This is a genomic window from Staphylococcus sp. GDY8P85P, from assembly GCF_017892405.1.
Lineage (GTDB): Bacteria > Bacillota > Bacilli > Staphylococcales > Staphylococcaceae > Staphylococcus > Staphylococcus borealis.
In genome coordinates this window covers 24,485-39,036 of the sequence record NZ_JAESLA010000046.1, presented here as the reverse complement: position 1 = coordinate 39,036, position 14,552 = coordinate 24,485, and the positions used below count along the sequence as shown (strand labels likewise).

The 14,552-nt window shown below is 33.8% G+C and carries 14 protein-coding genes; 12 read left to right on the top strand and 2 right to left on the bottom strand.

The window, feature by feature from the left end:
* Nucleotides 1-40: 40 nt before the first annotated feature.
* Complete coding sequence (gene coaW / locus KA828_RS10120; protein WP_107630307.1) at nt 41-841, bottom strand: type II pantothenate kinase; 801 nt, start codon at nt 839-841, stop codon at nt 41-43.
* Nucleotides 842-1,033: 192 nt separating this feature from the next.
* Between coaW and KA828_RS10115 the strand changes: the two genes are divergently transcribed.
* From KA828_RS10115 to KA828_RS10105, 3 genes are all read left to right on the top strand, one after another.
* Nucleotides 1,034-1,894 carry a GNAT family N-acetyltransferase gene (locus tag KA828_RS10115; RefSeq protein WP_210126162.1) on the top strand — a complete coding sequence of 287 codons (861 nt, stop codon included), beginning with the start codon at nt 1,034-1,036 and terminating at the stop codon, nt 1,892-1,894.
* Nucleotides 1,895-2,007: 113 nt separating this feature from the next.
* Complete coding sequence (gene rpoE, locus KA828_RS10110; protein ID WP_075108991.1) at nt 2,008-2,526, top strand: DNA-directed RNA polymerase subunit delta; 519 nt, start codon at nt 2,008-2,010, stop codon at nt 2,524-2,526.
* 216 nt (nt 2,527-2,742) lie between these two features.
* On the top strand, nt 2,743-4,350 hold the full coding sequence (locus KA828_RS10105; RefSeq protein ID WP_210126161.1) for a CTP synthase: 1,608 nt from the start codon (nt 2,743-2,745) through the stop codon (nt 4,348-4,350).
* A 74-nt stretch (nt 4,351-4,424) separates the two neighbouring features.
* Here KA828_RS10105 and KA828_RS10100 read toward each other — a convergent pair whose 3' ends face one another.
* Nucleotides 4,425-4,946, bottom strand: coding sequence for a DUF2529 family protein (locus KA828_RS10100; protein WP_193839099.1), 522 nt, complete (start codon nt 4,944-4,946; stop codon nt 4,425-4,427).
* 200 nt (nt 4,947-5,146) lie between these two features.
* On the opposite strand from KA828_RS10100, the gene fdaB reads away from it, so the two are divergent.
* The 9 genes from fdaB to prmC all read left to right on the top strand — a co-directional run bounded on the left by fdaB (nt 5,147) and on the right by prmC (nt 14,382).
* Nucleotides 5,147-6,004 carry a class IIb fructose-bisphosphate aldolase FdaB gene (fdaB, locus tag KA828_RS10095; RefSeq protein ID WP_011275221.1) on the top strand — a complete coding sequence of 286 codons (858 nt, stop codon included), beginning with the start codon at nt 5,147-5,149 and terminating at the stop codon, nt 6,002-6,004.
* Nucleotides 6,005-6,289: 285 nt separating this feature from the next.
* The gene (locus KA828_RS10090) at nt 6,290-7,591 is read left to right on the top strand and encodes a UDP-N-acetylglucosamine 1-carboxyvinyltransferase (protein WP_210126160.1); all 1,302 of its coding nucleotides are present in this window, start codon (nt 6,290-6,292) and stop codon (nt 7,589-7,591) included.
* Between the two features lie 249 nt (nt 7,592-7,840).
* Nucleotides 7,841-8,176 (top strand): winged helix-turn-helix transcriptional regulator, encoded by a 336-nt coding sequence (locus KA828_RS10085; protein ID WP_053031140.1) that lies wholly within the window; start codon nt 7,841-7,843, stop codon nt 8,174-8,176.
* A 169-nt stretch (nt 8,177-8,345) separates the two neighbouring features.
* Nucleotides 8,346-9,773 carry an aldehyde dehydrogenase family protein gene (locus KA828_RS10080; protein ID WP_210126159.1) on the top strand — a complete coding sequence of 476 codons (1,428 nt, stop codon included), beginning with the start codon at nt 8,346-8,348 and terminating at the stop codon, nt 9,771-9,773.
* Between the two features lie 267 nt (nt 9,774-10,040).
* The gene (gene rho, locus KA828_RS10075; protein WP_053031144.1) at nt 10,041-11,357 is read left to right on the top strand and encodes a transcription termination factor Rho; all 1,317 of its coding nucleotides are present in this window, start codon (nt 10,041-10,043) and stop codon (nt 11,355-11,357) included.
* 118 nt (nt 11,358-11,475) lie between these two features.
* Nucleotides 11,476-11,733 (top strand): type B 50S ribosomal protein L31, encoded by a 258-nt coding sequence (locus tag KA828_RS10070; protein ID WP_011275226.1) that lies wholly within the window; start codon nt 11,476-11,478, stop codon nt 11,731-11,733.
* 150 nt (nt 11,734-11,883) lie between these two features.
* The gene (locus KA828_RS10065; RefSeq protein WP_053031146.1) at nt 11,884-12,483 is read left to right on the top strand and encodes a thymidine kinase; all 600 of its coding nucleotides are present in this window, start codon (nt 11,884-11,886) and stop codon (nt 12,481-12,483) included.
* The gene (gene prfA / locus KA828_RS10060) at nt 12,483-13,559 is read left to right on the top strand and encodes a peptide chain release factor 1 (RefSeq protein WP_075108997.1); all 1,077 of its coding nucleotides are present in this window, start codon (nt 12,483-12,485) and stop codon (nt 13,557-13,559) included. Before KA828_RS10065 ends, prfA begins: the two co-directional genes overlap by 1 nt.
* Entirely contained in the window at nt 13,546-14,382 is an 837-nt protein-coding gene (prmC, locus tag KA828_RS10055) for a peptide chain release factor N(5)-glutamine methyltransferase (RefSeq protein ID WP_075108998.1), read from the top strand. Before prfA ends, prmC begins: the two co-directional genes overlap by 14 nt.
* Nucleotides 14,383-14,552 lie beyond the last annotated feature (170 nt).

Here is a 14,552-nt window from a genome sequence, read left to right as displayed (position 1 = left end):
CTAATCTTAGTATGTTTTTTAGAAAATAACTACAATACTATTAACTTAAATAGATAGCGCCAAGTGCACCTGAAAAGGCGCCGTTTTCAATATAAAATGGTTTGAAACCACGTAGTACCGTATAATCTTCAATCACCTCGCGCAAAAGAGGATTGTTGTTAAAAGAAGACCCGATATATACAACATTTTCAGTTTTATTTTCACGAGCAACAGTGATTGCCATAGTCGTTATAACTTCTCCAACAATACCAACGACTGATGCTAATTTGTTGGCTGGTGAAAAATCTACGTCTAGATTATGTAAGACATTTCCGAAATTAGCTGCTGTTAATTCACCAGGAATGGGAGGTTCAGTATCTTTATATATATGTTTAACCTTAAGGTCTATCGTATCTCTATCACCAGATTGTGCTAAATTAGTCAGTGCTTCGTAATCTGTAATTTGAGACAATAAATAACCCAGTCCTTGAATCATGCCACCGCCAGTACCTACACCGCCAACACGGTGCTGTTGTTGACCATCAAAAAAGTGTAATGACGTGCCTGTACCGACATTAGCGAAAATATATTCGTTAATATGGTGACCTTGTTCTTTTAGTAGCATACCTAAACCTTTAGATGATGCATCAAATTCAACAAATATTTTAGCTTCTGTATTTAAATTTTCAGCGATTACACCTGCATTACCACCCGTAAGACTGATGGATTCGAACGTATTTGCATTCAACCATGCAATGACTTCCGATATATTTGTAGTAAGTTCGGTTTCATATGAACGTCCTTGTTGTGATTCTTGGACGATTTTAATTAACGTACCACCGGCATCGATACCGACTTTCATTCTAGTTCACCTCGTGATTTTATATGTCATATTTATAGTAAAGCAAATTTGCTGAATTTCAATAGATTAATTTTAAAAAGGTGAAAATTTAAAATAATTGTATCTAACTTAAGTGGATTTTATTTTGATAAGTGTAAAAAAACAATTATAATATAAGTTGATAAATTATTAGAGGCATAGGGGTTAGTGGTTATGACTATAAAGAAACAATTTGAAAATATAACAATTCAAGAGTTTGAAGAAAAATATAGACAAGATGTAGTTAACTTTGAATTAAGCGAGCGACAACAAATATATTCATCTTTACCGAAAACAGTATTAGACGATGCACTTACAGATGAGAATAGAGTGGCTAACATTGCTATTAATGAAGATGGAGATGTTGTTGGTTTCTTTGTATTACATCAATATTATCAACATGAAGGATACGATACGCCAGAGAATGTCGTTTACGTAAGATCATTATCAATCAATGAGCAATTTCAAGGAAATGGTTATGGAACGAAAATGATGATGTACTTACCTCAATATGTACAGATGTTGTTTCCTGATTTTAATCATTTGTATCTAGTTGTTGATGCAGAGAATAAGGGGGCATGGAATGTATATGAACGTGCTGGTTTCATGCATACGGCCACGAAAGAAGAGGGGCCAATTGGTAAAGAACGTTTATACTACTTAGATTTAGATTCTAAACATGTTTCTTCATTGCGATTAATTGAAAACGAAACGTCAAGTATTGCGACATATAATATCGTTGATTTACTTAAAGATAACCAAAAAGTTGGCTTTATTGCACTTGAACAAATGAATAATCGAATTAATATTGTTGCCATTGAAGTTTATAAAGATCAACGTAAAGAAGGCATTGCAGAAAGTGCATTAAGACAAATTCCAACATATGTACGTAAGCATTTTAAACAAGCTAAAACGATTGTTATTACATTATTTGGTGAAAATAATGAATTAAAACCATTGTGTATGAATAGTGGTTTTGTCGAGATTGATCAATCAGATGATTTAGTTATTTTCGAGAAATATATCAATTACTAAGTGAATCGTAATTGCGAAATCGTGTATTGTCATTTATAATTTATTTTTGTTACTATTAATTAATGAAATCCAACGATATAATTAAAAATTCTTCGAAAGGAAGATTAGCTATAATGAAAATCCAAGATTATACTAAAGAAATGGTTGATGAAAAGTCATTTATTGATATGGCTTATACGTTATTAAATGATAAAGGTGCAACAATGAATTTGTACGATATCATTGATGAATTCAAAAAATTAGGTGACTATGAATTTGAAGAAATTGAAAATCGTGTAGTTCAATTCTATACAGATTTAAATACTGACGGACGTTTCTTAAACGTTGGCGAAAATCAATGGGGATTACGTGATTGGTATTCTGTAGATGATATCGAAGAAAAAATTGCTCCAACGATTCAAAAATTCGATATTCTTGATGATGAAGATGAAGAAGATAAGAATCTTAAGTTATTGGGTGACGATGAAATGGATGACGATGATGATATTCCAGCCCAAACAGATGATCAAGAAACATTAGATGATCCTGAAGACGAACAAGTTGAAGATGAAATTAGTGAATCAGATTTAGTAATTGAAGATGACGAAGAGGATGAACTCGACGAAGAAGACGAGGAAGAATTCGAAGACTAAGAAGATTTTAAAACTAAATGCTAGTTTTGATTGACTTTTACTTAAAAGATGATAGAATTTTATTCGGGCTCCTTTAATTAGGACACGTGTATAAATGATATACGCTCCCCTTACAGATATGTGAGAGGGAGCGATTTTTTTATTTTTTCAAAAGTGATTATTTAAAATGAACAAATAGGTAAGGAAGCATCCCTTTATAAATTAGGAGGTCAGGAAATGACAAAATTTATTTTTGTAACGGGCGGAGTAGTATCATCATTAGGAAAAGGTATCACAGCCGCTTCTCTAGGAAGATTATTAAAAGATAGAGGCTTAAAAGTCACAATTCAAAAATTCGATCCATATTTAAACGTTGATCCAGGAACGATGAGTCCATATCAACATGGAGAAGTATTTGTTACAGATGATGGTGCTGAAACTGACTTAGATTTAGGACATTATGAGCGTTTTATCGATATTAATTTAAATAAATATTCAAACGTTACTGCTGGGAAAGTTTATTCTCATGTACTTAAAAAAGAACGTCGTGGTGATTATTTAGGTGGAACTGTTCAAGTTATTCCACACATTACTAATGAAATTAAAGAACGTTTATTACTTGCAGGGGAAAGCACCAATGCTGATGTAGTTATCACTGAAATTGGTGGTACAACTGGTGACATTGAATCGTTACCATTTATCGAAGCAATTAGACAAATTAGAAGCGATTTAGGTCGTGAAAATGTGATGTATGTACATTGTACGTTACTTCCATACATCAAAGCTGCCGGTGAAATGAAAACAAAACCAACGCAACACAGTGTAAAAGAATTACGTGGTTTAGGTATTCAACCAGATTTAATTGTAGTACGTACTGAATATGAAATGACTCAAGATTTAAAAGATAAAATTGCGTTATTCTGTGACATTAATAAAGAAAGTGTTATCGAATGTAGAGATGCATCATCATTATATGAAATTCCATTACAATTAAGCGCACAAGATATGGACGATATTGTTATTAAACGATTAGATTTAGATGCTAAATACGATACTCAGTTAGACGAATGGCAATATTTATTGGACACTGTAAATTCGCTAGATGGTACAATTACGATTGGTTTAGTTGGTAAATACGTAAGCTTACAAGATGCGTACTTATCAGTAGTGGAATCATTGAAGCATGCTGGCTATCCATTGAAAAAAGATGTCGTTGTTAAATGGATCGATTCAGGAGAAGTTAATGACGATAACGTTGAAGACTACTTAAAAGATGTAGATGGTATTCTAGTGCCAGGTGGTTTTGGTTTTAGAGCAAGTGAAGGTAAAATTGCAGCCATTAAATATGCGCGTGAAAACAATGTGCCATACTTTGGTATTTGTTTGGGTATGCAATTGGCAACTGTTGAATTTGCACGTAATGTACTTGGCTTAGAAGGTGCACATTCAGCTGAACTTGATCCTAGCACACCTTACCCAATCATTGATTTACTACCTGAACAGAAAGATATTGAAGATTTAGGTGGTACGTTACGCTTAGGATTATATCCATGCAAAATTAAAGAAGGTACATTAGCGCATCAAATTTATGATGCAATCAACATTGAAGAGAGACACCGTCATCGATATGAATTTAATAACGAATTCAGAGAACAATTAGAAGCGAATGGTATGGTATTCTCTGGAACTAGTCCGGATGGACGTTTAGTTGAAATGGTTGAAATTCCTGAGAATGATTTCTACATTGCTTGTCAATTCCATCCTGAATTCTTATCAAGACCTAATAGACCTCAACCAATATTTAAAGCGTTTGTTGAAGCAGCAAAAAACTATCAAAATAAATAATATATTAAAACAACCCTTACATTGCTGTATTAGCATATAAGGGTTGTTCTTTATTTAATATTAAGTTATTACTATTACAATTCTAAATCTCGTGTCATTTCAACCATTTGAGTGTAAATTTCATAGTAAATATAATTAAATGCCATTGTATGTGGTTGAACCACTTTATCATAATCTTCTGTGTAGACGATAGGTCGTGGAGTAGCGAGGTTAATAAAATGAATAAACTGTTCTGGTATTTCAACATCTTTTGGGCGGTTACAAATCAAGACAACATCAATATCTTTATCGACGAATGTTTGTACATCTTGAGCGACTTCTTCGGTATAAAATGGTGAAAAGAGTAACACTCGGTCTGTAGAGTCAATGTCGTCAACCGTTGTTAATGTTGATAATGGTTTACTAGAGTGAAGATGTTCTTCACTTTCAAGAATAAAGGGTTCGAAAAATTTTAAATCACCATAACCGCGTATATATACATACCCCTCACCACCGATTGCTTGTATTAGACATTGAGCGGCCATTTGAATGTCTAATGCTTGATCTTCTAAACGATTGAATATACCTGTTAATTGTGTATGTAATATTTTAGACATGTAAATCCTCCATTTCATTTTGTATTGTAAATAAACGCAAACGTAAGTGCAATAAAACTGGTTATGATAGGTAATCTGAATGATGTAATGCGTGTCAGATAAGATTATTTTAAAATGAGCATACATTCACATGCAATTCAAAATAATATCTGATATAATGATTTTAAAAATTGTGCAGTTGCACACAAGGAGGAACTTTCATGCCATTAGTTTCAATGAAAGAAATGTTAATCGACGCGAAAGAAAATGGTTATGCAGTTGGTCAATACAACTTAAATAACCTTGAATTTACACAAGCAATTTTAGAAGCTTCTCAAGAAGAGAATGCACCAGTTATCTTAGGTGTTTCAGAAGGTGCTGCACGTTACATGAGCGGTTTCTATACAGTAGTTAAAATGGTTGAAGGTTTAATTCATGACTTAAACATTACTGTACCAGTAGCTATCCACTTAGACCATGGTTCAAGTTTTGAAAAATGTAAAGAAGCAATTGATGCTGGATTCACTTCAGTAATGATCGATGCTTCTCATAGCCCATTTGAAGAAAATATTGAAATCACATCTAAAGTAGTAGAATATGCACATCAACATGGTGTATCAGTAGAAGCTGAATTAGGAACTGTTGGTGGACAAGAAGATGACGTTGTTGGTGGCATCATCTATGCTGACCCTAAAGAATGTCAAGAATTAGTTGAAAGAACAGGTATTGATACGTTAGCACCAGCATTAGGTTCAGTTCACGGACCTTACAAAGGTGAACCTAAATTAGGATTTAAAGAAATGGAAGAAATCGGTGCATCAACTGGTTTACCATTAGTACTACATGGTGGTACTGGTATCCCAACGAAAGACATTCAAAAAGCAATTCCTTACGGTACTGCTAAAATTAATGTAAACACTGAAAACCAAATTGCTTCAGCTAAAGCAGTAAGAGAAGTATTAAATAATGATCAAGACGTATATGATCCACGTAAATACTTAGGACCAGCTCGTGAAGCAATTAAAGAAACGGTTAAAGGTAAAATTAGAGAATTTGGTACATCTAACCGCGCTAAATAAGTTTTAAAATAATTGAAGATGTTATTTAAAAGAGTGAAACGTTTCATCGTTTCACTCTTTTTCTTTTATAATATAAGTAATCACATTTAATTATTTTTCAAAAATGATTTATAATATTTGTATATATAATACTTGAGATGGTTTTATAAAGTTTGAATCAATAATTTTAACTATTGCAATTATCTATAATTCATAATAATTTATGTTTTACAAATAAAGAATGTATATTTTATAATGCTACTAATGTATTATTTTAAATAAATGAGAAACAAAGGAGATAAACTTATGACTCAAGAGGTAATAAAAATTCGCGGTGGTCAAACACTAAAGGGAGAAGTTACGATAAGCGGTGCCAAAAATAGCGCAGTAGCTATCATCCCAGCAACATTATTAGCTCAAGGCCAAGTGAAATTAGATGGCTTACCACAAATTTCCGATGTAGAAACACTAGTTAGTTTATTGGAAGATTTAAACATTAAGGCTCAATTAAATGGTAAAACGCTAGAAGTTGATACTTCTGAAATTCAAAATGCACCACTGCCTAACAATAAGGTTGAATCTCTTCGAGCATCTTACTATATGATGGGAGCGATGTTGGGTCGCTTTAAAAAATGCGTTATCGGCTTACCTGGTGGTTGTCCATTAGGACCACGTCCGATTGATCAACATATTAAAGGTTTCAAAGCATTAGGAGCAGAAATCGATGAATCCAATGACACGTCAATGAAGATTGAAGCTAAAGAATTACATGGTGCTAACATCTTCTTAGATATGGTCAGTGTAGGTGCAACGATTAATATTATGTTAGCTGCTGTACATGCGAAAGGTCAGACAGTTATTGAGAATGCTGCCAAAGAACCTGAAGTTGTAGATGTAGCTAATTTCTTAAATAGTCTTGGTGCAAATATTAAAGGTGCAGGTACAAGTACGCTAAAAATTAATGGTGTTAAAGACTTGCATGGTTCCGAATATCAAATTATTCCTGACCGTATTGAAGCGGGTACATATATGTGTATCGCAGCTGCAGTTGGAGAAGAAATAACGATTAATAATATCGTTCCTAAACACGTTGAAGCTTTAACGGTTAAGTTAAAAGAACTAGGCGTAGATATTGAAATCGATGGAGATGCTGAAAAAGCTATCATTAAACGTAAACCAATGTACAAAAATGTAGACATAAAAACTTTAGTATATCCTGGTTTTGCAACAGATTTACAGCAGCCAATAACGCCATTATTATTTATGGCAGATGGTCCTTCGTTTGTTACAGAAACGATATATCCAGCGCGTTTTAGACATGTCGATGAGTTAAAGCATATGGGTGCCAATATCGATGCAGACATGCAAACAGGAACAGCGACAATTAAACCTTCAACATTAAATGGTGCTGACGTATATGCGAGTGATTTACGTGCTGGTGCATGCCTAATTATTGCTGGTCTATTAGCTGAAGGTATAACTACAATTTATAATGTTAGACATATTTATAGAGGTTATACTGATATCGTTACACATTTGAAAACGCTAGGCGCAGATATTTGGACGGAAGAAGTTAATCACTACGATAAATTTAAGAAACAAGTCTAAGTCTTAATATAATGTCTTTTTGATTTGATATTTAGCTGTGAATGATTCAGATGCCTTCGTTTGATGATTTCAATTGATCTATGATTGATAGTTTTAGACGTTGTATTAGGGCTTGTTTTTCTGGTATAATAATTATATTAGATGCTAATATGTTGTAGACTTATAACCATTACTGAAACCAATGTAATGTATTTATAAGTGATTTTTAGTACCTACAATCTAAAGATGTTTTGAATAGAGGTGAAGACATTGGAAATCTGTCCATATCTTGAAGAAACCTTTAAAATTGTTGGTAGAAGTTGGAACGGTTTAATCATTAATTATCTATCACGATGCACTGATTATACTGCGCACTTTTCCGATATGAAAAGGGATTTGAAGACCATTACACCACGTGCATTAAGTATTAAATTAACTGACTTAGGTGAATGGGGATTAGTAGAAAAGAAAGTAGTTTCAACTAGTCCAGTTTCAATCATTTATGAATTGACTGATAAAGGTAAAGCTTTAGCTGAAGCTTTGAAACCTATTGAAGCGTGGGCTCGTGAACACGTTACACTTGAAGAAGAAGTTAAATCTAAATAATAGAGTTAAGCGTTTTGTACTATACACTAAATGAATCTAACAGTTGAGGTTAGTCATTTTAACTATAGGTGCAAAACGCTTTTATTATGCTGTACTGACATGGTATGTTTAATTCTCGATAAAAAAAGGTACACACATGATATAACGATTCTTAAGGAGTGAAGCATTGATGAGAAATTATACGCAACAATATATCAATGGCGAATGGGTTGATAGCGATAGTAATGAAACAATTGAAGTCATTAATCCAGCAACAGAAGAAGTCATTGGTAAGGTAGCTAAAGGTAATGCTAACGACGTTGACAAAGCAGTAGAAGCTGCAAATAACGCATATTTAGAATTTCGTCATAGCTCAGTAAAAGAAAGAAAAGAACTATTAGATAAAATTGTAGAAGAATATAAAAATAGAAAACAAGACATTATAGAAGCTATTACAGATGAACTTGGTGCACCACTCACATTATCTGAAAATGTGCATTATCAAATGGGATTAGATCATTTCCAAGAAGCTAGCAGAGCGCTAGATTCATTTGAATTTGATGAAAGACGTGGCGATGCATTAGTAACTAAAGAAGCGATAGGTGTTTCAGGATTAGTGACACCATGGAACTTCCCAACTAATCAAACGTCATTGAAATTAGCCGCTGCATTTGCAGCAGGAAGTCCTGTAGTTCTAAAACCTTCTGAAGAAACACCATTTGCAGCCGTTATTTTAGCTGAAATTTTTGATAAAGTAGGCGTGCCTAAAGGTGTATTCAATCTAGTAAACGGTGATGGTGAAGGTGTCGGTAATCCTCTAAGTGAGCATCCTAAAGTCAGAATGATGTCATTTACTGGTTCAGGTCGTACAGGCTCTAAAATTATGGAAAAGGCTTCTAAAGATTTCAAGAAAGTATCACTTGAATTAGGTGGTAAATCACCATATATCGTTTTAGATGATGTTGATGTTAAGGAAGCTGCAAAAGCGACAACTGGCAAAGTCGTTAATAATACAGGTCAAGTTTGTACTGCTGGTACACGTATTTTGATACCAGAAAGTAAAAAAGAAGATTTCTTAACCGCATTAAAAGAAGAATTTAGTAAAGTTAAAGTTGGCGATCCACGTGAAGAAGGCACTCAAGTCGGTCCAATTATTAGTAAAAAACAATTTGATACAGTTCAATCCTATATTGATAAAGGGATTGAAGAAGGCGCCGAATTATTCTATGGTGGTCCTGGTAAACCAGAAGGGTTAAATAAAGGTTACTTTGCAAGACCAACCATTTTCATTAATGTTGATAACGATATGACCATTGCGCAAGAAGAAATCTTTGGTCCAGTTGCCTCTGTTATCACTTATAATGACTTAGATGAAGCAATTAAAATTGCAAATGATACAAAATATGGATTAGCAGGTTACGTAATTGGTAAAGATAAAGAAACACTTCAAAAAGTAGCACGCTCAATTGAAGCTGGACGAATTGAAATCAATGAGGCTGGCAATCAACCTGATTTACCGTTTGGTGGTTACAAACAATCTGGTATCGGCCGTGAGTGGGGCGATTACGGAATTGAAGAATTCTTAGAAGTGAAATCAATTGCCGGCTATTTCAGTTAATTTTAAAAATTAATTAATTTGTCATTTATAACAGTTCATGGGATATTTTTAGTTCCATGAGCTGTTTTATTTTTGGAAATTTAATAAAATCGTTTTGTATTTAAATTGAAAATTTGCTATATTAATTCTAGTATTCAAGACTTTAAAAAGTAATATATGAAATGTCCAAAATAGATTTTGTGATTTATCGAAGTGAATCTATAAGGAATTATTTCTTTTCAAGTCAAGTTTAAGTCTTTATAAATATATAAGAAATGGGTGCAATTTATGCCTGAAAAAGTACGTACATCTCCGCAATATGAGTCGTTTCATGAATTGTATAAAAACTACACAACGAAAGAATTAACACAGAAAGCCAAATCGTTAAAACTTACAAATTATAGTAAGTTAAACAAGAGTGAATTAGTATTAGCTATTATGGAAGCCCAAATGGAAAAAGATGGGAACTACTACATGGAAGGTGTCTTGGATGATATCCAACCTGATGGCTATGGATTTTTAAGAACAGTCAATTATTCAAAAGGTGAAAAGGACATTTATATATCTGCAAGTCAAATTCGCCGTTTCGAAATCAAACGTGGTGACAAAGTAACTGGTAAAGTGCGTAAACCCAAAGATAATGAAAAATATTACGGTTTATTACAAGTAGACTTTGTTAATGACGAAAATGCTGAAGTTGTAAAAAAACGCCCTCACTTTCAAGCTTTAACACCTCTTTATCCTGAGGAAAGAATCGTTTTAGAAACAGAACCCCAAAATTATTCAACACGTATTATGGATTTAGTTACACCGATTGGTTTAGGTCAACGTGGACTTATCGTTGCGCCACCAAAAGCTGGTAAAACATCATTATTAAAAGAAATTGCTAATGCGATTTGCAAAAATAAACCTGATGCGAAATTGTTTGTTTTATTAGTAGGGGAACGACCAGAAGAAGTCACTGATATAGAACGCTCTGTAGAATCTGCTGAAGTAGTACATTCAACTTTTGATGAGCCACCTCAACACCACGTAAAAGTAGCTGAATTATTATTAGAACGTGCTAAACGTTTAGTTGAGATTGGTCAAGATGTGATTATTTTAATGGACTCAATTACTCGATTGGCAAGAGCATATAACCTTGTTATACCGCCAAGTGGACGAACACTATCAGGTGGACTTGATCCCGCTTCATTACACAAGCCTAAAGCATTTTTTGGTGCTGCACGTAATATTGAAGCAGGTGGGAGCTTAACGATATTAGCTACTGCATTAGTAGAAACTGGTTCACGTATGGATGATATGATTTATGAAGAGTTCAAAGGAACAGGAAATATGGAACTCCATCTTGATCGTAAATTGTCTGAACGACGAATTTTCCCAGCAATTGATATTGGAAGAAGTTCTACACGTAAAGAAGAATTATTAATTAGTAAATCTGAACTAGATTCATTATGGCAATTAAGAAACATGTTTACGGATTCTACAGATTTCACTGAAAGGTTCATTAGAAAACTTAAACGCTCTAAAAGTAATAAAGAATTTTTCGAGCAATTACAAAAGGCTGCAGAAGAAAGTACAAAAACAGGTAAACCAATTATTTAATGAATATCTGTTTGAGGGTTGCGTTTTAATCTAATAACTATTATAATTACCAAGTATTGGGTAAAAAACTCACAAATAACTCTGTTCCAGATGGTTCAGGGCAAAGGAGCTGAAAATAATGAGACAAGGAATCCATCCTGATTATCACAAAGTTATCTTTTTAGATACAACAACAAACTTTAAATTTTTAAGTGGTTCAACTAAAACATCTTCAGAAACAATGGAATGGGAAGATGGCAATGAATACCCAGTTATTCGTTTAGATGTATCTTCAGATTCACATCCATTCTACACAGGACGTCAAAAATTCGCTGCTGCGGATGGTCGTGTGGAACGTTTCAACAAAAAGTTTGGTCTCAAATCAAACAACAACTAATTATAAGTTTAAACTGTCTGCCTAGTCTATTTTATATAGAATCGCGTAGGCAGTTTTTTTAAATTTAAGTAGTCTTTAAAGAGATAGTTATAATACATAGAAATATGATATAATTAAGCGATTATGTTTTTGTAAAAGGTGGAACTTATAATGTATGAAACTTACCATTCCGGTTGGATTGAATGCATTACTGGAAGTATGTTTAGCGGTAAGTCAGAAGAACTTATTCGTAGATTAAGAAGAGGTATATACGCTAAACAAAAAGTAGTAGTGTTTAAACCAGCGATTGATGATCGTTATCACAAAGAAAAAGTTGTTTCTCATGACGGAAATGAATTAGAAGCAATTAATATTTCGACATCTAGAGATATATTGTTGCATGATTTATCTCAAGTTGATGTCATTGGCATTGATGAAATTCAATTTTTTGATAAAGAAATTGTAAATATAGTTGAGAAGCTTGCAGAAAATGGTCATCGAGTTGTGGTAGCAGGCTTAGATATGGATTTTAGAGGAGAACCATTTGAACCGATGCCTCAAATTATGGCGGTAAGTGAACAGGTTACTAAATTGCAAGCTGTTTGCGCAGTATGCGGCTCATCATCGAGTAGAACACAACGCTTAATCAATGGACAACCAGCTAAAGTTGATGATCCTATCATTTTAGTAGGCGCAAATGAAAGTTACGAACCGAGATGTCGAGCACATCATATAGTAGCACCAAGTACAAGTGACGAGGAGGAAATGTAGTGTTTGATCAATTAGATATCGTTGAAGAAAGATATGAACAACTCAATGAGATGTTAAGTGACCCTGAAATCGTAAATGATCCAGACAAGTTACGCAAATATTCAAAAGAACAAGCTGATTTACAAAAAACAGTTGATGTATATAGAGACTATAAAAGTAAAAAAGAAGAAATAGCTGAAATTGATGACATGTTAAACGAAACAGATGATAAAGAAGAAATCGAAATGTTAAAAGAGGAAAGCGCTAGCTTGAAAAGTGTGATTCCTGATTTAGAAGAACAGCTTAAATTCTTACTAATACCAAAAGACCCTAATGATGAAAAAGACGTTATCGTTGAAATTAGAGCAGCTGCAGGTGGAGATGAAGCAGCCATCTTTGCGGGAGATTTACTAAGAATGTATAGTAAATATGCAGAATCTCAAAACTTTAAAACGGAAATAGTTGAAGCGGCTGAAAGTGACCATGGTGGTTACAAAGAAATTAGTTTCTCAGTTTCTGGGAACGGTGCATACAGTAAATTAAAATTTGAAAATGGCGCACATCGAGTTCAACGTGTACCAGAAACAGAATCAGGTGGCCGAATTCATACGTCAACAGCAACTGTTGCTGTACTGCCTGAAGTAGAAGATGTTGAAATTGAAATTCGCAATGAAGATTTGAAAATAGACACATATCGTTCAAGTGGCGCAGGTGGTCAGCACGTCAATACTACTGACTCAGCTGTACGTATTACACACTTACCAACGGGTGTGATTGCGACATCTTCTGAAAAATCACAAATTCAAAACCGTGAAAAAGCTCTGAAAGTATTAAAAGCACGTCTATATGATATGAAATTACAAGAAGAACAACAAAAATATGCGGCACAACGTAAATCAGCAGTAGGAACTGGTGATAGATCTGAACGTGTTAGAACATATAACTATCCGCAAAGTCGTGTGACAGACCATAGAATAGGTTTAACATTACAAAAGTTAGACCAAATTATGGAAGGTAAGTTAGATGAAATTATTGATGCTTTAACTTTATCTGAACAAACTGAGAAATTGAAAGAACTTAACAATGGTGAACTTTAAAGAAAAATTAGATAGTGCTATCAAACAAGCTGTAGAAAAAGGGTACGAACAATCAAGAGCGGAATGGTTAATGCTTGATTTATTTGGGTGGTCAAGAACGGATTATTTAATTCATATGTATGATGATATGTCAAAAGCAGAAGAAATTAAGTTTTCGCTGGCGACTGAACGAATGCTTTTAGGAGAACCAATCCAATATATTGTTGGATTTCAATCTTTTTATGGCTACCAATTTCAAGTCAATGAACATTGTTTAATTCCACGACCTGAAACCGAGGAAGTAATGTTGCATTTTCTTGAGCATTGTAACTCAAGCGCATCGATTGCTGATGTTGGAACGGGTAGTGGTGTATTGGCTGTTACATTAAAAAAGCTAAATAATGACTTTACTGTTTATGCAACAGATATCGTTCAAGAAACTATAGATATCGCTGCTGATAATGCGCATAATCATGAGGTGGATATCCATTTCTTGAAAGGCAATGCCTTGAAACCGTTTATCCAACATAATATTAAATTGGATGGTATTATTTCCAATCCACCATATATTGATGTTGATGAGATGGATACAATGGCACCTACAGTTGTTAAATACGAGCCCCATAAAGCATTATTCGCAGAAAATAAAGGTTATGCTATTTATGAATCAATCCTTAATGACTTACCTCAAGTGCTCAATGATGATGCTTATGTGACCTTTGAAATTGGCTATAATCAAGGTGAGAAATTAAGAAGTATCATTTTAGAAAAATATCCTAATTTGGATGTTAAAGTTATCAAAGATATAAATGGAAATGATAGAATCGTATCATTTAAATGGTGAAACTCAAAGGGAACGGGATAGATATTAAAATGAATTCGTAGTCCCGCCCCAGCTTATTTTGATTATGGAATTTCTTGATGAAATTCTTTTTGCTGGGTCCCACCGGTAAGGATGACTAGGTTTGAAATGGCTTAATTTAAGCGCGTTTTCAAATCAGTTAGCCACTGCCA

Excerpts from the sequence above, each read along its gene's own strand:
- coaW (WP_107630307.1), bottom strand. The coding sequence starts at position 841 with ATGAAAGTCGGTATCGATGCCGGTGGTACGTTAATTAAAATCGTCCAA.
- KA828_RS10115 (WP_210126162.1), top strand. The coding sequence starts at position 1,034 with ATGACTATAAAGAAACAATTTGAAAATATAACAATTCAAGAGTTTGAA.
- rpoE (WP_075108991.1), top strand. The coding sequence starts at position 2,008 with ATGAAAATCCAAGATTATACTAAAGAAATGGTTGATGAAAAGTCATTT.
- KA828_RS10105 (WP_210126161.1), top strand. The coding sequence starts at position 2,743 with ATGACAAAATTTATTTTTGTAACGGGCGGAGTAGTATCATCATTAGGA.
- KA828_RS10100 (WP_193839099.1), bottom strand. The coding sequence starts at position 4,946 with ATGTCTAAAATATTACATACACAATTAACAGGTATATTCAATCGTTTA.
- fdaB (WP_011275221.1), top strand. The coding sequence starts at position 5,147 with ATGCCATTAGTTTCAATGAAAGAAATGTTAATCGACGCGAAAGAAAAT.
- KA828_RS10090 (WP_210126160.1), top strand. The coding sequence starts at position 6,290 with ATGACTCAAGAGGTAATAAAAATTCGCGGTGGTCAAACACTAAAGGGA.
- KA828_RS10080 (WP_210126159.1), top strand. The coding sequence starts at position 8,346 with ATGAGAAATTATACGCAACAATATATCAATGGCGAATGGGTTGATAGC.
- rho (WP_053031144.1), top strand. The coding sequence starts at position 10,041 with ATGCCTGAAAAAGTACGTACATCTCCGCAATATGAGTCGTTTCATGAA.
- KA828_RS10070 (WP_011275226.1), top strand. The coding sequence starts at position 11,476 with ATGAGACAAGGAATCCATCCTGATTATCACAAAGTTATCTTTTTAGAT.
- KA828_RS10065 (WP_053031146.1), top strand. The coding sequence starts at position 11,884 with ATGTATGAAACTTACCATTCCGGTTGGATTGAATGCATTACTGGAAGT.
- prmC (WP_075108998.1), top strand. The coding sequence starts at position 13,546 with ATGGTGAACTTTAAAGAAAAATTAGATAGTGCTATCAAACAAGCTGTA.